This window comes from Flagellimonas baculiformis (assembly GCF_033441575.1).
Classification (GTDB): domain Bacteria; phylum Bacteroidota; class Bacteroidia; order Flavobacteriales; family Flavobacteriaceae; genus Flagellimonas; species Flagellimonas baculiformis.
In genome coordinates, this window is sequence record NZ_JAUZVW010000019.1 from 1 (window position 1) to 22,649 (window position 22,649).

The window sequence follows — 22,649 nt, forward strand, 5'->3', positions numbered from 1 at the left end:
CAGACCCCCTCTTTTCAACATCATAATCTCAATAGATATAATCTATAAAACAAATCTAAAGGCCGTCCCTTGTCCGATGACAGGATGCGACGTTTACCTTGGTGCAAAGGATTGGTTGGAATATTAGCTTGTTTCGGAGTTGCCAAAGAGGTCTTCCTGACGAGGACTTTCGGTCGAAGATGGTTTGGATATGGATGTATCGACTTTCATCTTTTGCTTTAGGGCTACCTGGAAACGCTGGACATAGTAGACCACCTTCGCCGGATCAAATTGAGCACCCTCGAAACCAACACAAAAACTTGACTTTCAATCTTCTACATCCAAATACTGGATAGGTCAAATTTTCCGTTGTTGGTGGTCTCAACCATCCAGCTTATCCAGTTTGCCCAAGAATTCAATCGTATATAGTTGATTTTATGTGTTTTAACACATATTTAATGAAAAGCAACCTATTCGGCGAGCATAAAAACTTTAAGGGCTTGAAACCCTTATTTATTGGGGTTTCCAGAGATGGGTTGTAGAGCCCCTAGTAATAATTATATGTAAAAACATATAATTCTATGAAAAATAGTTGTTTTATATGTAAAAACATATAATTTAGTATATTTGATTGGTTTTATATCTAAAAGCATATAATGAATACATTATCCGAATTTGTAAAAACCCGTAGAAATGAGGTAAATCTCACACAAGAAGAGTTTGCCGAACGCGCAGGAGTGGCCTTAACCGTAGTCCGAAAAATAGAGCAGGGCAAAACCAATCTGAACATGGACAAGGTCAACTTGGTCCTGAGCATGTTCGGCCACACCCTCGCCGCCGTACCCTTGAATACCATAAAACATGGAAATATAGAAACACAATGAGGAAAGCCATTATATTCTATGATCAGGTCAGGGCAGGTGAACTTATTGAAACCAATGATGGTGATTATGTGTTTCAGTACAATGGTGACTATGTGAAGCAATATCCTGACCAATTCATATCGTTTTCCATGCCTGTGCGCACAGAACCTTTCAGAGACAATAAATTGTTTCCTTTCTTCGAAGGCCTGATTCCTGAAGGGTGGCTATTGAACATCGCATCAAAAAACTGGAAACTCAACAAAAATGATCGTATGGGCCTTTTGTTGGCCTGTTGTCAAAATTGTATCGGAGCAGTCAGTGTTGAACCTTTAAAGGAGGAGCATGAGGGATAAGTGTCTATTTTGTTATGAAGGGCTGGATGGTGAAATCGATTTTCATGAAAAGTGCAGCCTTGCTTTCTTTGGAAAAAAAGTGCCTCCAAAATTGGAATATAACTTGGATCAAATGTCCGAATTGGCCAAAAATGTCCTAGAACGAAGTATTTCCGTACCGGGTGTGCAACCCAAATTATCAATGTCACTATTCAATGAGATAGGGGGCACTGCCGATTACCGATTGACAGTGGTCGGCGCACTTGGAGGGCACTATATTTTTAAGCCCCCAACAACAGAATATCCGGAGATGCCCGCAAACGAACATCTGACCATGCGCATTGCAGAAGCATTCGGAATCCAAACCGTCCCATCCAGCCTAATACGCCTGAAATCCGGAGAAATTTCCTATATCACCAAACGGATTGATAGAACTGATGAAGGCCATAAGATCCATATGCTCGACATGTTCCAAATAACAGAGGCTTTTGATAAATATAAGAGCTCCATGGAAAAGGTTGGAAAAGCCTTAAAGCAACATTCTGCCAATACTTTGTTGGATATGATTTTCCTATTTGAACTGACCCTGTTCAGTTTTTTAACGGGAAACAACGATATGCACCTTAAGAATTTTTCCATGATACACTCCTCATCCGGATGGATACTTTCCCCTGCTTATGACCTGCTCAATGTATCAATTGTCAATCCTGAGGATAAGGAAGAGCTAGCGTTGACCTTGCAAGGCAAGAAAAGTAATTTGAAGCGTATGCATTTTGAAAAACTTGGAAGAAATATGGGGCTGACAGAAAAACAGGTACAAGGTGTTTTCAAAAGATTTTTGAAACGGAAAAAGGATGCCTTAAGATGGGTGGACAGTTCCTTTTTATCCAAGGATATGAAAGGATTATATATTGATCTGCTTAATAATCGGTACGATAGAATTTATAATTAGCGACATAAATGATGGGAATCTGAATCCAACCTCCTATATTTTTTGCAATCAACTTACATACGGAATAGAATAAATTCTCTATTGCCTACGGATAAAGGTTAAAATTATATGTAACCATTTAATAACCTGCACTTTATATACTCATGTCAAAAAAAGTGACCTATTCGGTGAGCACAAAATTTTAAAGGGCTTGAAACCCTAATCTCCACTAAAACACCATCAAAACACAACAACAAACATATAAATTACTGATTTACAGGTTTTTTTGTTTTATTAGGTTTCATTTATATTCAATTAAAATCAATGTAAAAGGCATCAAGTCGATATCCAAAAAATGTAAAATTCCTTTGCAGTACTTTTTTATCAAAAAGACAAGCGACTCGATAAATATGGAAACGCAGGACATAGAACACCACCTTCGCCGGATAAAATTGAGCACATTCCAACATGACACAAAAATCTGAATTTCAAATCACTACTACCAAATATTGGATGGCTCAAATTTTCCGTTGTTGGTGGTCTCAACCATCCGGCTCATCCATATATACTCCTAAAATGTAATAAAATCGATGAATTTGATTAATTCTTACTGGAAAGCTTTACTTGCCCCCCATTTTTTCAACCAATATCCTCATATCTTCACTAACTTTCTTTTCTAAGACCCTAGCATATATCTGGGTAGTTGACAATTTGGTATGACCCAACAACTTTGAAACTGTTTCAATCGGAACACCGTTGGACAGTGTTACCGTTGTTGCAAAAGTGTGCCTTGCTGTATGGAATGTGATTCTTTTATGGATTCCACAGGCTTTACTGATCTCCTTAAGATAAAAATTGACCTTCTGGTTGCTGAAAACAGGTAAAAGGGTATTTTTTATTTTCCTTTCCGATGACCCCTCATATTTCTTGATGATTTCCCTTGCTTGAGGCAGCAGTGGTATTTTGAGCCGCTCATCGGTCTTTGTCCTTTTGGTGAACAACCAGTCATTACCATCTATTCCTTTGATAACATTGTCGGGAGACAGTGCTTTTACGTCAATGTAGGATAGGCCCGTATAACAAGAAAAGAGGAATACATCCTTAGTCCTTTCAACGCCTTGTTTTGTAAAACTGGTTTCTTCAATAAGTCCAAGTTCCCTTTTCGTCAAATGTTCCCTTTGGGTTTTGACAAAATGCAGTTTATAGTTCTCAAAGGGATCCTTTGAGATCCATTCCAACCGCACGGCCAACCTCGACATTTTCTTAAGCCGTTCCATGTGTTTCATGGCTCCGTTATTTGTGCATTTGGTCCGTGTGGACGGCCTGTACTTTCTTAGGTACTGCTCAAAGTCCGATATAAAACGGTAATTCAATTTTTTGAGCTTAATGTCCTCCACCCCATATTCCTCTCTTAAAAATAGGTTTATGCACCTTTCTGTAATATGGTAGTTCTTCCTGGTTCCGGGGCGTAATGAGGTATGCATGGTCCCATTATGATAGGCAATCAATTGTTTCAAGGTCTTGCCCCCATCATCTTCCCCAAAGAACCTTGCTTTTATGGCCAAAGGGGTGATTACCTTATCTTCTGCCATCAATAGCCTATGGGCCTCATGTAAACCCGTATAAATTTGATCCAGGTACTTGTTAAGGGAGATGACATAATTGGAAAATCCCTTGCCCCTTTTACGGCTATTGTCCCATAAATTGGTTTTGATTTCCCGATTTATACTAAAATCAGTGCGCTCTCCATCGATGGTGATCCTACAATAGATAATTCGATTCTCGGATTGAACCTTATGCTTTCTAGTAAAGAAATTGATTGTTAAGCGATTGTTTTTCTGCATGTTGCAATGTTTTAAACTGTTAATACCGTGAAAGTCAAAACACAAGCAAAACGCTTCAAAAGTCATCTAAAATTACAATATAAATTGTAATATTCTGCTCCCGATAGGAACACGCTTTATATGATTTTAGATGGTTTTAATTGATTTTAGATGATATGCCTAAAAACACAAAACACTGAAAATCATGAGATTAACAGTGTTTTGATTTTATTTAAATAAGTTAAGTCGGGGTGGCAGGATTCGAACCTGCGGCCTCCTGCTCCCAAAGCAGGCGCGATAACCGGGCTACGCTACACCCCGAAATACAGCCTATTAGCTGAAAAAATTCTAAATTTCAAACTCCAAAAAAACGCCACTGTTTAAGTAGCTCGCTCGGGCGGAGTTTATACCGAGCCTGTCGAGGTGCAACACCCCGAACTGTTAGTAGGGAAAAGCGGAGAGACTGGGACTCGAACCCAGGCGACGGTTACCCGTCGACAGATTAGCAATCTGCTCCGTTACCACTCCGGCACCTCTCCTATTATTTTTTTCCTGAACGTGCACTCCAAAAATGCGGATGCAAATGTACCTTTTCATCCAATAGATAGCAACTATTTTTCCACTTTTTTAATGCAACAATCCGTTCGCTCTTGCTATTCAGGGTATTCCACCCGCAAATGGTAAACATTGGTCAGCTTTTGCTTTAAGACTTTCTTCACCATTTCTATTTCTTTCAGGGTAATGTTGGCATTCAAAAATTGGTTGGTCTGCATCTGTCCCTTGACAATTTTTTCCACAAACTCATCTATGACCACAAAGGTTGGACTTTTCAAACTTTTTGAGGCGGCCTCGACAGCATCTGACATCATCAGGATAGCTGTTTCCCTGGAAAAAGGGATTGGTCCGGGATACCTGAAGTCGTCTTCGTCCACCTCCCTGTCCAATTCTTGCTGCTTTTTATAAAAATAATAGACCAAGGTAGTCCCATGGTGGGTGCGGATAAAATCTATAATACGGTCGGGCAAATTGTTCCTACGGGCAATTTCGATGCCATTGATGACGTGGTCTATGATGATCTTTGCACTTTCCATGGGTGGCAGATCGTCATGCGGATTCACGTTGGTGATCTGGTTTTCAGTGAAGTACATGGGATTTTCCATTTTGCCGATGTCATGGTAAAGGGCGCCTACCCTTACCAACATCGCATTGGCCCCGATCTCATTGGCGGCCGCTTCTGCAAGGTTCGCCACTTGTAAGGAATGATGGAAGGTTCCAGGGGCCTTGTCGGACAATTCTTTGAGCAACTTGGAATTGGTATCGGAAAGTTCCAGCAATGAAACATCGGATATGAGTCCAAACAGTTTTTCGAACATATAGATCAAGGGCTGGGCAAATAGGGTCAACAGTCCGTTCAGGACAAAAACCCCGAACAAGATCCATTCGACATTGTCCAGATTGCCCTCATGTATGGCATGGAACGCGAAATAGCCAATGATATAGACCAAAGTGATCTGCCCCACCGAAATGAAAAGGTTGGCCCTTTTATAGAGTTCCGATGCAGTCAATATGGTCACAATTCCCGCTATGATCTGTAGAAAAATATATTCAAAACTGTTGGGCACCACAAAACCAAGGATAAGCACCGTCAGTACATGGACAAAAAGGCCCAACCTTGCATCAAAAAAGTTCTTGAGCACCAGGGGGAGGATACACAATGGTACCACATACACATAGTTCTCATAATTTTTCACCATCAAGGTCGTGGCAATGACCATGAGCAGGATGTTGAAAAAAATGAAGGTGACCTTGTTGTTGTTCTTGAAAATATCGTTCCGGTAACGTTTCAAGAAGAGAAAGAGCATGACCAGCACCAGAGCCACCAAGATGATATATCCCAGCAGGATGAAATAGTAATTGTTCCCTCTCCACAGTTCAGATTCATATTCATCCCTAAGCGAGTTGAGGACTTTAAAATCCTCTGCCTCCACGATCTCTCCCTTTGCAATGATGAGTTTTCCTTGGAGCACTTCTCCCCTCGTATAGGAAATTTTGGAGAGTTCATCGTTCAATGCACTTTCAGTCAAAGACCGATCATGGAACAGATTGGGCCTTATGTTCCTTTGCACCAATCCTACGGCGCTGCCAGCTGCTGAAGCATCTTTGTCCGAGAAAATATCAGCTACCTTTTGCCTGGCCCTTTCCACATTCAAATAACCGTTGCTCCCCAAGGGCAAAGCCTCATTGTTCTTTACCACCACAATGGATTTGGCCTGTGGCACATCCTGAAAGACCCCTACTCCATATACCTCATCTATCACCTCGTTGGCCAGATCCCAGAGTGCTTGTCTTTCCCTTGAAGAAAACATGGCACCCAGCCCCTTTTCCACTTCCTCCCTTACATTTGCGACCACATCGGCATCATAGGCATAGTAGTCGGTCTTGCTGTTGCGGATCTTGAGCTGCTCTTCTGCTATTTCCTCTTGGGACTTTTGAATGGAAAAATCGATGGGGGCGTATAGGTTCTCATATTGCCAAGGCTTTCCTTTCTGAAAATCATACTTGAACTTTCCTCCCTTCGGAAAAAAGAAAACGATCAAGGCAATGGAGACAACATAGAGAAAATACTTGTAGGCCAGTGATTGGTGTTTATAAACATTGTCCAAAGTTTTTCCCATAGCGTAGAGCTGTCAATATCAAAAATAGAAAATTATAATTAAGGTTTAGGGGTTGTGCCCTTTTATAGCTTTGCATTTAAATTTAGTATTTTCGCAAAAGTAAACATGCACATATGAAATGAGCATAAACTTTTTTAAGCACACCATAAAGACATGATTAAAATAAGTTTATGTGAAAACGAAGTGGTTACATCTATTTGAAAGTTTGTAATTACTTCTTTTTTAAATGATTATAAAATTTCAAACAGATGAAAAAAGTCGTAATCGTTTCAGCCGCCAGAACCCCGATCGGGAGCTTTATGGGGTCACTTTCCACTGTTCCTGCACCCAGATTAGGGGCCGTGGCCATTAAAGGTGCCCTGGACAAAATCAACCTGAAGCCCGAACTGGTAGAGGAAGTGCTGATGGGGAACGTGGTCCAGGCCGGTACAGGACAGGCTCCTGCAAGACAGGCGGCCATTTATGCCGGTATCCCGAATACCGTTCCCTGCACCACGGTGAACAAGGTATGTGCCTCTGGAATGAAATCCATCATGCAGGCGGCCCAATCCATCGCGCTGGGCGAAAATTCGATTGTAGTGGCGGGAGGTATGGAAAATATGAGCCTTATCCCCCATTATGCCTATTTGAGGAGCGAGACCAAGTTTGGTCCTTCCACATTGCTCGATGGCATGCAAAAGGATGGCCTTGTGGATGCTTACGACCAAAATGCCATGGGGGTCTGTGCCGATGCATGTGCCACCAAATATGAATTCAGCCGAGAAGACCAAGATGCCTACGCCATCCAGTCATACCAAAGATCTGCGGAGGCATGGAAGACAGGAAAGTTCAACAATGAAGTTGTTCCCGTGGAGGTGCCCCAACGAAGGGGTGAGCCCATAGTGGTCACTGAGGATGAAGAATACAAAAACGTGAAATTGGACAAAATTCCATCGCTCCGTCCCGCTTTCACGAAAGAAGGCACGGTCACTGCCGCCAATGCTTCCACTATAAATGATGGAGCAGCAGCGGTGGTGCTCATGAGCGAGGAAAAAGCAAAGGAACTGGGCCTGAAACCCCTTGCATCCATCAAGGGATATGCTGATGCTGCCCACGAGCCCGAATGGTTCACAACCGCTCCGGCAAAAGCGCTTCCCAAAGCATTGGATAGGGCCAGCGTCTCCATCGAAGATATTGATTATTTTGAATTCAACGAGGCTTTCTCCGTAGTGGGATTGGCCAACATGAAACTTCTTGGGTTGGACGCTTCCAACGTCAACGTGAACGGAGGTGCCGTGTCCCTCGGACATCCATTGGGCTGCTCCGGCGCCAGGATCACCATAACATTACTGAACATATTGGAACAGAACAATGCCAAATTGGGAGCGGCGGCCATTTGCAATGGTGGTGGCGGTGCTTCGGCAATTGTTTTGGAAAGATATTAGCGATTCAATCTACTATAAATGCAATATGGAATTTGTCCACTGAGCATTGTTCCCATTAGAACAATTCCCGATGATGCTTCTGAAATGTCCTCACAACTTTTGTACGGTGAACATTTCAAGGTCTTGGAGCACAGAAAAAAGTGGAGCAAGATAAGGGTGGCCCATGACAATTATGAAGGTTGGGTCGCCAACAACCAGATATATCTGATTTCCGAGGATGCGTACCAACAATTGGACTCGGACAAGAACAAAAAAACATCTTCCGACATCATTTCGCACATTTGTACGGACGATGGTATGTTGCTTCCGATCCTGTTGGGGTCCATGGTGGGTTCCTCTTCCCTGATGAACCATTCCTTCGAGGGGAGCTATGTGGAAGAAATCAATCCAAAGGAAAATTTGGTGGACACCGCTTTTATGTATTTAAAAGCGCCTTATTTGGCCGGCGGAAAGACCCCATTTGGCACAGATTGTTCCGGTTTTACCCAAATGGTGTACAAAATAAACGGACATGCCTTGGAACGAAAGGCTGAAAGACAGTCAAAACAAGGGGAAGCTCTAAGCTTTATTGAGGAAAGTGAGCCTGGGGACCTTGCCTTTTTTGACGACCAAGATGGCATCATCGACCACGTTGGAATTATATTGAAGGACAATCACATCATCCATGTGAACGGCCATGTGCGTATCGATCGTCTGGACCACACGGGGATTTTCAACACCCAAGAAAAGTTGTACACCCACAAATTAAGGGTCATCAAAAAAATCATATAAAAAAAGCCCCAGAGTTCTGGGGCTTTTGTTTGGGTTTTCGGGGATGGATTATTCTCCCAACAGCTTTTTGATCCTCATAAAGTTTTCGGTGTCTCCCAAAGCCCCGTAGATATTCTTCAACTGGGTCAGGATACTTTGGTTATCAGGATTTGTTTTCAGTGCATCTTCCAACACCACAGCTCCTTCTTTGAAAAGACTGTCTTTTTTCTCCTTCAATTGGTCATATTTGGCGATGTCCGCTTTAGAGCTTCCCAAGGCGTTCATTTCATCGATCAGACCGTTGCCCTCATTCACATAAGTGGTTGAAAGGTTCAATAGCGCATTGATATATCCAGGATCGATGGCCAAAGCCTTTTTATAAGCATCCCTTGCGGCATCCAAGTTGCCCTGTTCCATATTGATGACTCCAATATTGTAGAGCAAGTCGGGATTGTCGGGTGCCATTGCCGAGGCTTCCCCCATCAATTCCTTGAATTTTTCCTTATCGCCCAAAGTGTAGTGCAGGTTGGCCTCTCCCAATATCAGGTTTACATCCTCTGGGTTTTCTGCCCTGGCATCTGCATAAGCTGCCAAAGCCTTTTCGCTGTCACCCAATTGTTGGTAGATCAGTGCAATGTTCTTTACGATCTCTGGTTTTTTGGACGGACTTTTTTCTTCTTTGGGATCTTTGTGGGTACCGGCTTTCACATACAGGTCGCGGGTAGCCTTGTCCATGGTCTCTGTTTCCCCGGTTTCGATATTGACCGCAGTGTAGGTGACCCCGCTACCGTCATAGTTCAATTCCTTGAGCTCATTGTAGTAATCCAAGGCTTTTTCGTAATTCTGTCCATTTACCGCGCTGCTGGCAGCATAATATAGATAAATGGTGTCCTGTGGACTCAATTTGTAACCCATGTAGAGTTTTTCGGCAGCCTCGCTGAATTTTTGGTTGTTGTTGTCCTCAACGGCAGCATTCACAAGATCTGCTGTCATTTGGGACAATTTCTCCTGCGCCACTGGGGTATATTTTGATTTCCCACTGGCCTCTTCAACGGAAATAACTTTGTTATAGGCTTCGATGGCTGGCTCAAAAGCGGAAGCATCCCCTTTTTTGGCCAAATCGGAATAGACGTTCCCCTTTACGGCATAGTACTGTGCCTGAAGTTTCTCATCTGCTGCATCAATGGTGGAGGCTGCTCTGTCCAGCGCGGTTTTTGCCGCTGCCGCATCACCATCTTTCAGGGCTTTTTCTGCATCCTTGATTTCATCCTTCTGGGAAAAACCCATAGCTGAAACCCCAATGGCAAGTAGTATTAAAATTCTAGTCTTCATGTCAAAAATGTAATTATTTAGTGTTTGTGTTTATTAATTATTCTCGTTATCGTTATCAATCGCCGTGCCATCTTCCCCTTTCACCTCAATATCAAGGATATCGGTTTCTTCCACAGGGTCGTCCTCTTTCATGACCTTGGCGACCGCTGCAATGGAGTCACCGTCCCTTAGATTGATCAGACGTACCCCTTGTGTGGCCCTTCCCATCACCCTGAGATCTTCGACGCTCATCCGTATGGCTATCCCAGACTTGTTAATGATCATGAGGTCGTCGGTATCGGTCACATTCTTTATGGCCACAAGACCTCCCGTTTTACTGGTGATGGAAATGGTCTTCACACCCTTTCCTCCCCGGTTGGTGATCCTGTAGTCTTCGATTGTGGAACGCTTGCCATACCCATTTTCGGAAACCACGAGGATATCCTCTTCCATATTGTGCACGGAAACCATCCCGATCACTTCATCCTTATCGTCTGCCAAGGTAATCCCGCGAACACCGGAAGCGTTTCTACCCATTGGTCGGGTCTTGCTTTCCTCAAAACGGATGGCCTTCCCTGATTTCAATCCAAGGAATATCTGGCTGGTACCCGTGGTCAACTTGGCTTCCAACAATTCATCATCGTCCCGGACCGTTATGGCATTGATACCATTTTGTCTAGGTCGTGAATATTGTTCCAAAGAGGTCTTCTTCACGATTCCTTTTTTGGTGGCCATGATCACATAGTGACTGTTCACATAATCCTCGTCCTTAAGGTCCTGCGTACAGATGAACGCCTTGACCTTGTCGTCCATCTCTATGTTGATCAGATTCTGGATGGCCCTTCCTTTGGAAGTCCTACTTCCTTCGGGGATTTCATAGACACGCATCCAGAAACATTTTCCTTTTTGGGTGAAGAACAACATGTACTGGTGGTTCGTCCCCACGAACAAATGCTCCAGGAAATCCTCATTTCGGGTGGACGATGCCTTTTGGCCCACACCTCCCCTGTTTTGGGTCTTGTATTCCGAAAGTGAGGTCCTTTTGATATAACCCGCATGGGAAATGGTGATCACCACTTGCTCATCGGGGATCATATCCTCTATGCTAAGGTCTCCGCCCGCATAGTTGATCTCCGATCTTCTTTCGTCACCATATTTTTCCTTGATCTCCATCAATTCTTCCTTGATGATCTGCATCCTGCGCTCTTTTTTGGCAAGAATGTCCTTCAGGTCTTCGATGGTCTTCAACAATTCTTCGTACTCTTCACGGAGTTTGTCCTGCTCCAATCCTGTCAATTGGCGCAAACGCATCTCCACGATGGCCTTGGCCTGTATCTCGGACAGTTTGAAACGTTCCATCAAATTGGTCCGTGCCTCGTCCACATTGGAAGAACCTCGGATAATGGCAATCACCTCATCGATATTATCCGATGCAATGATAAGCCCTTGCAAGATGTGCTCCCGCTCCTCGGCCTTCTTCAGTTCATATGTGGTCCTGCGCACCACCACCTCGTGCCTATGTTCCACAAAGTGGTGTATGATCTCCTTCAGGTTCAACAATTGCGGCCTACCTTTGACCAGCGCAATGTTGTTGACACTAAATGACGACTGGAGGGCCGTGTACTTGTACAATGTGTTCAGTACAATATTGGGGATGGCGTCCCGCTTAAGGATATAAACGATACGCATTCCCTTTCTATCCGATTCATCTCGGATAGATGCAATTCCTTCGATTTTCTTTTCGTTTACAAGATCGGCGGTCTTTTTGATCATGTCCGCCTTGTTCACTTGGTAGGGTATCTCGGTCACGATGATGCATTCCCTGCCCTGTACCTCTTCAAACGAAGCCTTGGCACGCATCACCACACGGCCCTTTCCGGTATGGAAAGCTTCTTTTACCCCTTCGTACCCATAAATGATTCCTCCGGTCGGGAAATCGGGAGCTTTGATATGGGTGATCAGCTCATCTATCTCAATATCATGGTTGTCGATATAGGCAATGGTCCCGTCCACCACTTCGGACAGGTTGTGGGGCGGCATATTGGTCGCCATACCCACGGCAATACCCGAAGCCCCGTTCACCAACAGGTTTGGAACACGGGTGGGAAGAACGGTGGGTTCTTGGAGGGAATCATCGAAATTGAGCTGATGGTCCACGGTATCCTTTTCGATATCGGCCAACATCTCGTCTGCAATCTTCCGCATTCGGGCCTCGGTATAACGCATGGCCGCTGGGCTATCGCCATCCACGGAACCAAAGTTTCCTTGACCATCGATGAGCATATACCTAAGGCTCCACTCCTGGGCCATACGCACCATGGTGTCATAGACGGAAGTATCCCCATGGGGGTGGTATTTACCCAAAACCTCCCCTACGATACGGGCAGATTTTTTATGTGCACTTGTAGATCTAACGCCCAGTTCGTGCATCCCGAAGAGCACTCTTCGGTGAACTGGCTTGAGCCCGTCCCGAACATCTGGCAGGGCACGTGACACAATGACCGACATCGAGTAATCGATGTAGGCAGATTTCATCTCATCCTCAATGTTGATAGGAATTAACTTTTCTCCTTCAGCCATGCTAAAATCTTATTGTTTTTTGTGGTTAAAATATCATGGCAATATACAGAAAATAGGAGCTTTTACAGCCCTGGACGCTTACTTTATTAAAAAAATTATCAACAGTTTCCTACGGGTCACCCTACAGTAATAAAGCTATGTTAAATCGGTAAGAAAAGTCGCCTTATTCCGACATTTCCCACTAGTTTGTCGAATATGGGTACGGTATTTGACCTATGTAACAATACTTTTATTAATTTTAATTGCTGAAAAAGAAACCTATGGACGATAATTTTTCCCCAAGAGTAAAAGACGTTATAGCATACAGCAAGGAGGAGGCCCTGCGATTGGGCCATGATTTCATTGGAACGGAACACTTGATGCTGGGTCTTTTGAGAGATGGAAATGGCAAGGCCATCAACATATTGGACGCATTGGATGTGGATCTGGAACACCTTCGCAGAAAGGTGGAAATCCTGAGCCCTGCCAATCCGAACTCGGGAACTGTTCAAAAGGATAAAAAGAACCTGCACCTAACCCGACAGGCCGAGCGTGCGTTGAAGACCACTTTTTTGGAAGCAAAGCTTTTTCAAAGTTCTTCCATCAATACGGCGCACCTATTGCTCTGCATCCTTAGGAACGAGAACGATCCCACAACCAAATTGCTGCACAAATTGAAAGTGGATTACGACAATGTCAAAGAACAGTTCAAATCCATGATCACCAGTGACGATGACTATATAGATTCTCCACAGGCGGAATCCTTTCCAGGAGATGCCGATGATGTGGGTGATGGAAAAGAAAGCACCTTCGGGTCCAATCCCGGACAAAAGGGCAGCAAGAAATCCAAGACGCCTGTGCTGGACAACTTTGGCCGTGACCTCACCCGTTTGGCCGAGGACAACAAACTGGATCCCGTGGTGGGCCGCGAAAAGGAAATCGAGCGCGTCTCCCAGATATTGAGCCGAAGGAAAAAGAACAACCCACTGCTCATTGGCGAGCCCGGTGTGGGTAAAAGTGCCATCGCCGAAGGATTGGCGCTGCGCATTATCAACAAAAAAGTTTCTCGCATCCTGTACAACAAGCGTGTGGTCACCTTGGACCTTGCCTCATTGGTGGCCGGGACCAAATACCGTGGCCAGTTTGAGGAGCGCATGAAAGCGGTAATGAACGAACTGGAGAAAAACGATGACATCATTTTGTTCATTGACGAGATCCATACCATTGTCGGGGCCGGAGGTGCCACAGGAAGTCTGGATGCCTCGAACATGTTCAAACCTGCCTTGGCAAGGGGCGAGATCCAATGTATCGGTGCAACGACCCTTGACGAGTACAGACAATACATTGAAAAAGACGGTGCCTTGGAACGCCGTTTCCAAAAAGTGATGGTGGAACCCACTTCTGTGGAGGAGACCATCGAAATTTTGATGAACATCAAAGGCAAGTACGAAGATCACCACAACGTCAACTACACCGATGAGGCCATTGTTGCCTGTGTAAAATTGACCAATAGATACATGACGGACCGCTTTTTGCCGGACAAGGCCATCGATGCACTCGATGAGGCAGGTTCCCGCGTGCACATTGTGAACATGGACGTGCCCAAACAGATTTTGGAACTGGAAAGCCAGTTGGAAGATGTGCGCGAACTGAAGAACAGCGTGGTCAAAAAACAGAAGTACGAAGAGGCCGCCAAGCTCCGTGACGATGAAAAACGTCTGGAGAAAGATTTGGCCGCCGCCCAGGAACGTTGGGAAGAGGAAAGCAAGCTCCACAGGGAAACCGTGACCGAGGACAACGTGGCCGATGTGGTTTCCATGATGAGCGGCATCCCCGTGAACCGAATTGCACAGACCGAAAGCAACAAATTGGCCAAATTGCCCGATTTGATCAAAGGTTTCGTAATCGGGCAGGACGAAGCCGTGGCCAAAGTGGCCAAGGCCATCCAACGTAACCGCGCCGGACTAAAAGATCCCAACAAACCTATTGGTTCCTTTATCTTTTTGGGACAGACGGGGGTCGGAAAAACGCAGTTGGCCAAAATTTTGGCCAAGGAACTTTTCGATTCGGAAGATGCCCTCATCCGAATAGACATGAGCGAATACATGGAAAAATTCGCCATATCCAGATTGGTGGGTGCACCTCCCGGGTATGTGGGTTATGAAGAAGGTGGACAGCTGACCGAAAAGGTACGTCGCAAGCCCTATTCCGTCATCCTTTTGGATGAAGTGGAAAAGGCCCATCCAGATGTGTTCAACATGCTTTTGCAGGTGTTGGACGATGGGTTCTTGACCGACAGCCTTGGACGCAAGATCGATTTCAGGAACACCATCATCATCATGACCTCCAATATTGGGGCCCGTCAGTTGAAGGATTTTGGTCAAGGCGTCGGATTTGGTACGGCTGCCAAAAAGGCACAGGAAGACACCCATCAGAAGAGTGTCATAGAGAGTGCGCTCAAGAAAGCCTTTGCCCCAGAATTTTTGAACAGGATAGATGATGTGATCGTCTTCAATCCGTTGGAAAGGGAGGACATCCACAAGATCATTGATATTGAACTGAACAAGCTCTATCGTAGGATCAAGGACATTGGTTATGACCTGAGCCTTTCCAACAAGGCAAAAGATTATATTGCCGACAAAGGTTTTGACAAGCAATATGGTGCAAGACCTTTGAAGCGGGCCATCCAAAAATATATCGAGGATGTGCTTGCCGGAGAGATCGTGAACTCCAAGCTCGAGGAAGGGGACAGTATTTTTATGGACCTGGACGAGAAAAAGGAAGAACTCACCATGAAAATCAAGAAGACTGAAAAGTCACCCGAAACCGAGTAGCAACAACGCATGCTCCACATACAAAGCTGGCCATTGGCCAGCTTTTTTTTATGGCATTTTACCGTACAAACGATATTTGAGCGTTTAATCTAGTATTTTTCCTGCCCCTCGGCTTTCCATATATTTTCGTTCTTGAGACACTATAACTACACTTGGGGATGAAATTCACTTCTACAAAGAAGACCGTCGTTGTACGCGAATACCACTTGGACATCGGAATGGTCCAAGTTTTTGATAATTACATGGTGGCCAATTTCGATGAAGGGGCCACCGTCACTTTGGAAAGGGCCTACCAGATCATTGGTATTTCGGAAATCCATTTTCGGGACCAGGACTTTGGATATATCAGTCTGCGAAAAAATTCCTATGCCATAGATCCAACCATCTATAATTACTTGAGAGGACTGGACAATCTCAAAGCCTTTGCCATAGTCTCCAAGAAAGAGATTGATATGCACAACTTCAAGATAGAAAAGTTGTTCTACAAGAAGAGTATGGAGTTCTTCATCGAGTTTGACAATGCGCTGGCCTGGGTAAAAAAGAAGCTCAAAAACGGGAAAGGAAAGGACAAAGGTTAGGTATTATCACTTTTTTCCGCCTCTGGTTGCCGTAGCAGTTCTATGTAGGCACTTCCTATATGTTCCACAATCCCGGAAGCCTTCACGGCCTCATATCCATTTTTGGAAGCACAGACATCGCCCGCCAGCCCATGTAGATAGACGCCAAAGATGGCCGCTTGCAAAGGGAGGTACCCTTGCGATATCAACCCAGTGATCATTCCGGTCAATACATCCCCACTGCCAGCCGTGGCCATACCCGGATTGCCTGTGGTGTTCACATAGCCTTTCCCTTTGTACACTGTAATGGTATGTGCCCCTTTGATGACGACCACTACATTATGCTTAGTGGAAAAAGCCATGGTCTTCTCCAATTTCTCAAAATCGTCCTTCCATTTCCCCACCAACCGTTCGAACTCCTTGGGATGGGGCGTAAGGACAGAAAGTTCCGGGATGTCCCGTAACATTTCCGGATGCTTGGCCAGAATGTTCAATCCATCGGCATCGATGACCATGGGCCTTTCCATCTCTTTCAGGAAGGTTCCAAAGGCAGAAACCGTATCATCGTCCAGACCGATTCCCATACCGATACCGACCGCAGTGGGTTCAAAGGGAATCTCAATGCCTGAGATGTTCTTCTCCCTGGAACCTGTCAAGACCATTACTTCAGGCACTGCAGTTTGCAAAGCATCATATCCGCATTTGGGTATGAAGGCCGTCACTAGACCGCTTCCTACGGTCAAACAAGCATTGCTTGCCAGTTGCACCGCACCTATTTTACCATAACTTCCGCCAATGATCACGGAATGTCCGTACGTTCCCTTATGGGAAAACTTGAGTCGGGGGCGGTATATGGGCAATACTTCCGGCCTGCCAATTAGTTCAAAATCCGTTTCTGTTTTCTGCAGGACCTCTTCGTCCAGGCCAATGTCCAATAACTCCCACTGGTTGATGTAAACACCTGTTCCCGGGAGAAAGAAAACCAACTTGGGCACCTGAAAACTCAACACATAACTGCCCTGGATCACATGCGAAGGGTTCCAAGGGGATCTGTCCGAAGGCAGCCCCGATGGAATATCCACCGCCAGTACAAAGGCGCGTGACTCATTGATATGCTGGATCAACTGGCCCACCCATTCATCTGGGGGTCGGTTCAGTCCAATTCCAAAAATGGCATCCACCACAATGTCGTCCGGGGAGATTTCGGGCAGGTCACTTTCTGCATTCAAGAAATCGGGCCACAGCTTTTGCTCCTTCAACCGGCCAAGGTTCAAAAGAAAATCATCGGAACGCTTTTCACTATAATTGACCACATAAACCTTGATGGAATAGTCGTGTTCCAGCAATAGCCGTGCAAGCGCCATGCCATCCCCACCATTGTTCCCTATCCCACAGAACAGTTGGATCTTTACCTTCGTGCCCCTCAAACGGGAATGGATCCATTCGAACAGCTGCGTGGCGGCACGTTCCATGAGTATGTCACTGGAAATCTGTTGCTTTTCTATTGTCGATTTGTCAGCTTGATAGATTTGAGACGCGGAAAAAATTTTCATTCAGCAAAAAATATTGGTCATTCGTGAGGATTTCGCAAAAAACATCACAAAGGATTTGATGAAGCAACCAAATGTACTACTTTTATCACCTCATTACAGCATAATGCAGATAAAACAAACGGATATGGAACCCAAACAGATGAAATCACTTTCATCTATCTTCACCATTACCATTACCACCCCTTTGGGGTAAGTCTGCTATATATCATCCGTCCGTTTTTTTACTCTTTTCAATAATTTAGTACAACAGTATTTTTCATCATGAAAATCTTAAAATTTGGTGGCACTTCCGTAGCCAATCCAGACAATATTCGCAAAGTCAAATCCATTGTCGAAAAAAACAACAGTGAACAGATAGCGGTCGTGGTCTCCGCATTCGGGGGCATTACCGACCTTTTGTTGGACACTTCCCGTTTGGCATCCAACCAAGACCCCGCTTATAAAGAATCCCTAAAGCAAATCGAGGACAGGCACATTTCCGCCATCAGGGAACTTGTCCCAGTCCGCGCACAGAGCACCGTATTGAGCAAGGTAAAGAGCGACCTCAACACCTTGGAAACCCTGTTGGAAGGATCTTTTTTGATCGGTGAGCTCACCCCGAAACTCTCGGACAAGATCGTAAGCTATGGTGAGTTGCTCTCTTCCTATATCATCAGCGAATTTTTCAAATCCGAAGGATTGGATGCCGCTTTCAAGGACAGCCGCGAACTCATCATCACGGACAACAACTATGGCAAGGCCAATGTAGATTTTGAGAAGACCAATGCCAATTGCAATGCCTTTTTTAGTGTGAATGCACATAAGATCACGGTACTTCCCGGGTTTGTGGCATCGAGCAAATCGGGCAATTCCACCACTTTGGGCAGGGGCGGTTCCGATTATACCGCGGCCATACTCGCAGCGGCACAACAGGTGAGTCTCCTAGAAATCTGGACCGATGTGAGCGGTATGTACACGGCCAATCCCAAACTGGTGAAGCAGGCCAAATGTGTATCGCACATCAGCTACGAAGAGGCCATGGAACTTTCTCATTTTGGAGCTAAGGTGCTCTACCCGCCCACCATCCAACCCGTTTTGGGCAAAGAGATTCCCATTGCCATCAAAAACACCTTTGAGCCCGAGAATCCGGGCACGTTGATCGCCAAAAACAATAATGGTAATGGAAAGACGGTCCGTGGCATCAGCCATGTGGGCAACATCAGCCTTTTGTCCCTCGAAGGGCCGGGCATGATCGGTATCCCTGGAATCTCCAAGCGTTTCTTTGAGACCCTTTCGCTCAAAAACATCAGCATTGTGCTGATCACCCAGGCTTCTTCCGAACATTCCATCTGTGTGGGCATTGCGGATGAGGATGTTGATGTGGCCGCCGAGGCGGTGAACGACACCTTTGCCTATGAAATCTCCAGCAAGAAGATAAAACCCGTGATCGTTGAAAAAGATCTTACCATTGTGGCATTGGTGGGCGACAATATGAAAAGCCACCAAGGTCTGAGCGGTAAAATGTTCAGCACATTGGGCAAGAACAATGTGAACATCAGGGCCATCGCCCAAGGCGCATCGGAACGGAACATTTCGGCGGTCATCAAAAAGGATGATGTAAAAAAAGCGCTCAATTCGCTGCACGAGACCTTCTTTGAGGAGAACATCAAACAGCTCAACCTATTCGTGATGGGTGTGGGCAATGTGGGATCCAAATTCCTTCAACAGATCCGTCAACAGAAAAAATACCTGAAGGAAGAGCTCAAACTCAATATCCGGGTCATCGGCATCAGCAACTCCAGAAAGATGGTCTTTGACGAGAACGGGATTGCCTTGAAGGACTGGGAAAGCCTATTGGCTGATGGAGAAAAAGCGGACAAACAGGCATTCTTTGACCTGGTGAAATCCCTGAACCTACGTAATAGCGTGTTTGTGGATAACACCGCCAATTTGGAAGTGGCACAAAGTTATCCCGATTACCTTAGAAATAGCATTTCCGTAGTGACCTGCAATAAAATTGCGTGTTCATCGGACTATACCTACTACAAGGAGCTGAAGGAACTATCCAAAAAATACAATGCCCCTTTCCTTTTCGAGACCAACGTAGGCGCTGGACTGCCCATCATCGACACCCTAAAACACCTTATTGCTTCGGGCGACAAGGTGAAAAAGATACAGGCCGTACTTTCCGGCAGCCTTAACTTTGTGTTCAACACTTTCAATGACTCCGTCACCTTTCACGATGTGGTGAAACAGGCCCAGGAACAGGGCTATACCGAACCTGACCCGACCATTGACCTGAGCGGTATCGATGTGATGCGCAAAATCTTGATCTTGGCCAGGGAAAGTGGGCACCAGTTGGATATCGATAGCATTGAAAACGAATCCTTTTTGCCCAAAGAAAGCTTGGAAACCAATTCCAACGATGCCTTTTTTGAGTCCTTGAAAAAATATGAGCACGATTTTCAGTCCATGTACAAGGAGGCCGCCAATAGGGACTGTAAGCTGAAATATGTGGCCCAGTTCGAGGATGGCAAGGCCAAGGTAGGTTTACAAAGTATCCCAAAGGGACATGATTTTTACAATTTGGAAGGTAGCGACAACATTGTGCTGTTCTTTACAGAGCGCTACCCCAACCAACCCATGATCATAAAAGGGGCCGGTGCAGGTGCCGATGTCACCGCATCGGGTATCTTTGCCGATATCATTCGAATCGGAAATTTTTGACCATGGAAGAAATCAAAATATTCTGTCCCGCCACTATTGCCAACGTTTCATGCGGGTTCGATGTGCTCGGGCTCGCCCTGGATTCCGTTGGCGATGAGATGATCGTTAGAAAGACCACAGAAAAAGGCATCCGGATTACTAAAATTACCGGACAGGAACTTCCCCTGGAAACCGAAAAAAACGTTTCGGGCGTTGCTGGTCTGGCCCTTTTGGCAAAAAGTGATTACGACGGTGGGTTCGAGATAGAAATCGATAAGCGGATAAAACCGGGAAGTGGTATCGGCAGCAGCGCGGCAAGCTCCGCAGGTGCCGTTTGGGCCATGAATGAACTGCTGGGAAAACCGTTTTCCAACTTGGAACTGGTACAATTTGCCATGCAGGGGGAAAAACTGGCCAGTGATGTGGCCCATGCCGACAATGTGGCCCCTGCCATTTATGGGGGGTTCACCTTGGTACGGAGTTATGATCCATTGGACATCATTTCCCTCCCCACCCCTTCCGAATTGTATGCCACCGTGATCCATCCGCAGATAGAGGTCAAGACCTCCGATTCCCGGAAAATCCTGAAAACGACCATTTCCTTGGAAAAGGGCATCCAACAATGGGGAAATCTGGGTGGATTGATCGCCGGTCTTTTCCAAAGTGATTACGACCTCATCGGGCGTTCCCTCCACGACCATATCGTGGAACCCATCCGTTCCATCCTTATACCGGCCTTTGACGACATCAAGGCCAACGCACTCAAGGCCGGGGCACTTGGAAGTGGGATATCCGGTTCAGGGCCTTCCATTTTTGCGCTGAGCAAAGGGGAAGAAAATGCCAAAAAAGTGGCCCAATCCATGAAGGAAACCTACCAACCCATCGGAATCGATTTTGACATACACATCTCCAAAATAAATGCCCAAGGCGTAAAGATAATAGACATAAGAGATTAGAAAAATAGACGTAAGACCCATGACCTTTACCTTTCAATTGACTGCCCACAGCGTAATGCCTTCGACTTCTGATAAAATCAATTCGATCACATATAAATATGTTTATTAATCTAAATTTATTCGTGTGAAATTCTACAGCCTAAACAGCCAAAATATACAAGCCTCATTTAAAGATGCTGTCATTGCAGGTATCGCTCCAGACAAAGGACTATATTTCCCAGAGCGCATCGATGCATTGCCTCCTGACTTTTTTGATAAAATTGAATCCCTGTCCGACCATGAGATCGCTTTCAGGGCCATCCATCAATTTGTAAACGAGGACATTCCTGATGAGGTGCTGAAAGAAATCATTGCGAACACCTTGGACTTTGAATTTCCGGTGGTCGAGATCGAGGACAATGTGGCCACCTTGGAACTTTTCCACGGCCCAACCATGGCCTTCAAGGACGTGGGCGCACGTTTCATGGCCAATTGCCTAGGTTATTTTTCACAAGGGGAAAAACAGGATGTCACCGTTTTGGTGGCCACTTCGGGGGATACCGGGGGTGCTGTTGCCAATGGTTTTCTTGGAGTTGATGGCGTAAAGGTCGTTATCCTCTACCCCAGCGGAAAAGTGAGCGACATCCAAGAAAAGCAATTGACCACCTTGGGGCAAAATATCGAGGCCATGGAAGTACACGGCACCTTTGATGATTGCCAGCGTATGGTAAAAACTGCTTTTTTGGATTCGGGAATAACGGACCATAAAAAGCTCACTTCAGCCAATAGCATCAATGTGGCCCGATGGCTGCCCCAACTGTTCTACTTTCTCTTCGCATACAAACAGGCGAAATCCAAAGGAAAGGAAATCGCATTTTCGGTACCTTCTGGAAATTTCGGGAACATCTGCGCAGGCATGGTGGCCCAAAAATTGGGGATGCCCGTACAACATTTCGTGGCCTCCACCAATGTGAACGACGTGGTTCCCAAATTCATGGAAAAGGGAACCTATGAACCCGTGCCCTCCGTTGCCACCATTTCCAATGCCATGGATGTGGGCGACCCGAGCAACTTTGTCCGTATCAGGCACCTCTACAAAGATGACTTGGATACCTTGCGTGAAAACTTATCATCCTCTTCGTTCACTGACGAAATGACCCGAAAGGCAATGAAGGAAGTCCACATCAACACAGGATACGTTATGGACCCGCATGGCGCAGTGGGGTATCTAGGTCTGAAGGAGTACCAAAAAAAGCATCCGGATACCTTTGGTATCTTTCTGGAAACAGCGCATCCCGTCAAGTTCTTGGACGTGGTGGAAGAGACCTTGGGCTTGAGCCCGGCCATTCCTCCCCAAATCCAAAAAGTGATGGACCGGGAGAAAAAATCTCATATCATTTCCTCCTACGAAGAACTAAAGGAATTTTTGCTGGCCTAA

General features: G+C 45.4%; 15 protein-coding genes and 2 tRNA genes. 10 read left to right on the plus strand and 7 right to left on the minus strand.

Going from position 1 to position 22,649, the window contains the following annotated elements:
- Positions 1 to 635 precede the first annotated feature (635 nt).
- The 3 genes from SD450_RS18550 to SD450_RS18560 are packed head-to-tail and all read left to right on the plus strand — an operon-like array spanning position 636 to position 2,126.
- Positions 636 to 863, plus strand: a complete 228-nt coding sequence (locus tag SD450_RS18550) for a helix-turn-helix domain-containing protein (RefSeq protein ID WP_318345870.1) — start codon at positions 636 to 638, stop codon at positions 861 to 863.
- A complete protein-coding gene (locus tag SD450_RS18555) occupies positions 860 to 1,195 on the plus strand; it encodes a HipA N-terminal domain-containing protein (RefSeq protein WP_318345871.1) in 336 nt (111 codons plus the stop codon). Before SD450_RS18550 ends, SD450_RS18555 begins: the two co-directional genes overlap by 4 nt.
- Positions 1,185 to 2,126, plus strand: a complete 942-nt coding sequence (locus SD450_RS18560) for a HipA domain-containing protein (protein ID WP_318345872.1) — start codon at positions 1,185 to 1,187, stop codon at positions 2,124 to 2,126. Before SD450_RS18555 ends, SD450_RS18560 begins: the two co-directional genes overlap by 11 nt.
- A gap of 599 nt (positions 2,127 to 2,725) precedes the next feature.
- Here SD450_RS18560 and SD450_RS18565 read toward each other — a convergent pair.
- The 4 genes from SD450_RS18565 to SD450_RS18580 all read right to left on the minus strand — a co-directional run bounded on the left by SD450_RS18565 (position 2,726) and on the right by SD450_RS18580 (position 6,603).
- Positions 2,726 to 3,949 (minus strand): site-specific integrase, encoded by a 1,224-nt coding sequence (locus tag SD450_RS18565; protein ID WP_318345873.1) that lies wholly within the window; start codon positions 3,947 to 3,949, stop codon positions 2,726 to 2,728.
- Positions 3,950 to 4,174: 225 nt separating this feature from the next.
- Positions 4,175 to 4,249 (minus strand) — tRNA-Pro (locus SD450_RS18570).
- A 134-nt stretch (positions 4,250 to 4,383) separates the two neighbouring features.
- A tRNA-Ser gene (locus SD450_RS18575) sits at positions 4,384 to 4,467 on the minus strand.
- Between the two features lie 114 nt (positions 4,468 to 4,581).
- Positions 4,582 to 6,603: an HD family phosphohydrolase gene (locus tag SD450_RS18580; RefSeq protein ID WP_318345874.1), complete on the minus strand. Its 2,022-nt coding sequence runs from the start codon at positions 6,601 to 6,603 to the stop codon at positions 4,582 to 4,584.
- Positions 6,604 to 6,851: 248 nt separating this feature from the next.
- On the opposite strand from SD450_RS18580, the gene SD450_RS18585 reads away from it, so the two are divergent.
- Both SD450_RS18585 and SD450_RS18590 read left to right on the plus strand, forming a co-directional pair.
- Positions 6,852 to 8,027, plus strand: a complete 1,176-nt coding sequence (locus tag SD450_RS18585) for an acetyl-CoA C-acyltransferase (RefSeq protein WP_318345875.1) — start codon at positions 6,852 to 6,854, stop codon at positions 8,025 to 8,027.
- An 18-nt stretch (positions 8,028 to 8,045) separates the two neighbouring features.
- On the plus strand, positions 8,046 to 8,798 hold the full coding sequence (locus tag SD450_RS18590; protein ID WP_318345876.1) for a C40 family peptidase: 753 nt from the start codon (positions 8,046 to 8,048) through the stop codon (positions 8,796 to 8,798).
- A gap of 48 nt (positions 8,799 to 8,846) precedes the next feature.
- Here the strand turns inward: SD450_RS18590 and SD450_RS18595 are convergent, their stop codons facing one another.
- Together SD450_RS18595 and gyrA are read right to left on the minus strand one after the other, a co-directional pair.
- Positions 8,847 to 10,109, minus strand: coding sequence for a tetratricopeptide repeat protein (locus SD450_RS18595; RefSeq protein ID WP_318345877.1), 1,263 nt, complete (start codon positions 10,107 to 10,109; stop codon positions 8,847 to 8,849).
- Positions 10,110 to 10,142: 33 nt separating this feature from the next.
- Complete coding sequence (gyrA, locus tag SD450_RS18600; RefSeq protein WP_318345878.1) at positions 10,143 to 12,668, minus strand: DNA gyrase subunit A; 2,526 nt, start codon at positions 12,666 to 12,668, stop codon at positions 10,143 to 10,145.
- Between the two features lie 260 nt (positions 12,669 to 12,928).
- Here gyrA and SD450_RS18605 point away from each other — a divergent pair, with 260 nt between their 5' ends.
- Positions 12,929 to 15,481, plus strand: coding sequence for an ATP-dependent Clp protease ATP-binding subunit (locus SD450_RS18605; RefSeq protein ID WP_318345879.1), 2,553 nt, complete (start codon positions 12,929 to 12,931; stop codon positions 15,479 to 15,481).
- 158 nt (positions 15,482 to 15,639) lie between these two features.
- Positions 15,640 to 16,059, plus strand: a complete 420-nt coding sequence (locus SD450_RS18610; RefSeq protein ID WP_151891663.1) for an STAS/SEC14 domain-containing protein — start codon at positions 15,640 to 15,642, stop codon at positions 16,057 to 16,059.
- Here the strand turns inward: SD450_RS18610 and SD450_RS18615 are convergent.
- Positions 16,056 to 17,591, minus strand: coding sequence for an NAD(P)H-hydrate dehydratase (locus tag SD450_RS18615; protein ID WP_318345880.1), 1,536 nt, complete (start codon positions 17,589 to 17,591; stop codon positions 16,056 to 16,058). The genes SD450_RS18610 and SD450_RS18615 overlap by 4 nt on opposite strands.
- Before the next feature lie 261 nt (positions 17,592 to 17,852).
- Here SD450_RS18615 and thrA point away from each other — a divergent pair, with 261 nt between their 5' ends.
- The 3 genes from thrA (at position 17,853) to thrC (ending at position 22,649) form a co-directional block, all read left to right on the plus strand.
- Complete coding sequence (thrA, locus tag SD450_RS18620) at positions 17,853 to 20,297, plus strand: bifunctional aspartate kinase/homoserine dehydrogenase I (protein WP_318345881.1); 2,445 nt, start codon at positions 17,853 to 17,855, stop codon at positions 20,295 to 20,297.
- A gap of 2 nt (positions 20,298 to 20,299) precedes the next feature.
- On the plus strand, positions 20,300 to 21,232 hold the full coding sequence (locus SD450_RS18625) for a homoserine kinase (RefSeq protein WP_318345882.1): 933 nt from the start codon (positions 20,300 to 20,302) through the stop codon (positions 21,230 to 21,232).
- 124 nt (positions 21,233 to 21,356) lie between these two features.
- Positions 21,357 to 22,649, plus strand: a complete 1,293-nt coding sequence (gene thrC, locus SD450_RS18630; RefSeq protein ID WP_318345883.1) for a threonine synthase — start codon at positions 21,357 to 21,359, stop codon at positions 22,647 to 22,649.

What these genes read in the sequence shown, in the direction of transcription:
- SD450_RS18550 (WP_318345870.1), top strand. Translation starts at nt 636, where the DNA reads ATGAATACATTATCCGAATTTGTAAAAACCCGTAGAAATGAGGTAAAT.
- SD450_RS18555 (WP_318345871.1), top strand. Translation starts at nt 860, where the DNA reads ATGAGGAAAGCCATTATATTCTATGATCAGGTCAGGGCAGGTGAACTT.
- SD450_RS18560 (WP_318345872.1), top strand. Translation starts at nt 1,185, where the DNA reads ATGAGGGATAAGTGTCTATTTTGTTATGAAGGGCTGGATGGTGAAATC.
- SD450_RS18565 (WP_318345873.1), bottom strand. Translation starts at nt 3,949, where the DNA reads ATGCAGAAAAACAATCGCTTAACAATCAATTTCTTTACTAGAAAGCAT.
- SD450_RS18580 (WP_318345874.1), bottom strand. Translation starts at nt 6,603, where the DNA reads ATGGGAAAAACTTTGGACAATGTTTATAAACACCAATCACTGGCCTAC.
- SD450_RS18585 (WP_318345875.1), top strand. Translation starts at nt 6,852, where the DNA reads ATGAAAAAAGTCGTAATCGTTTCAGCCGCCAGAACCCCGATCGGGAGC.
- SD450_RS18590 (WP_318345876.1), top strand. Translation starts at nt 8,046, where the DNA reads ATGCAATATGGAATTTGTCCACTGAGCATTGTTCCCATTAGAACAATT.
- SD450_RS18595 (WP_318345877.1), bottom strand. Translation starts at nt 10,109, where the DNA reads ATGAAGACTAGAATTTTAATACTACTTGCCATTGGGGTTTCAGCTATG.
- gyrA (WP_318345878.1), bottom strand. Translation starts at nt 12,668, where the DNA reads ATGGCTGAAGGAGAAAAGTTAATTCCTATCAACATTGAGGATGAGATG.
- SD450_RS18605 (WP_318345879.1), top strand. Translation starts at nt 12,929, where the DNA reads ATGGACGATAATTTTTCCCCAAGAGTAAAAGACGTTATAGCATACAGC.
- SD450_RS18610 (WP_151891663.1), top strand. Translation starts at nt 15,640, where the DNA reads ATGAAATTCACTTCTACAAAGAAGACCGTCGTTGTACGCGAATACCAC.
- SD450_RS18615 (WP_318345880.1), bottom strand. Translation starts at nt 17,591, where the DNA reads ATGAAAATTTTTTCCGCGTCTCAAATCTATCAAGCTGACAAATCGACA.
- thrA (WP_318345881.1), top strand. Translation starts at nt 17,853, where the DNA reads ATGAAAATCTTAAAATTTGGTGGCACTTCCGTAGCCAATCCAGACAAT.
- SD450_RS18625 (WP_318345882.1), top strand. Translation starts at nt 20,300, where the DNA reads ATGGAAGAAATCAAAATATTCTGTCCCGCCACTATTGCCAACGTTTCA.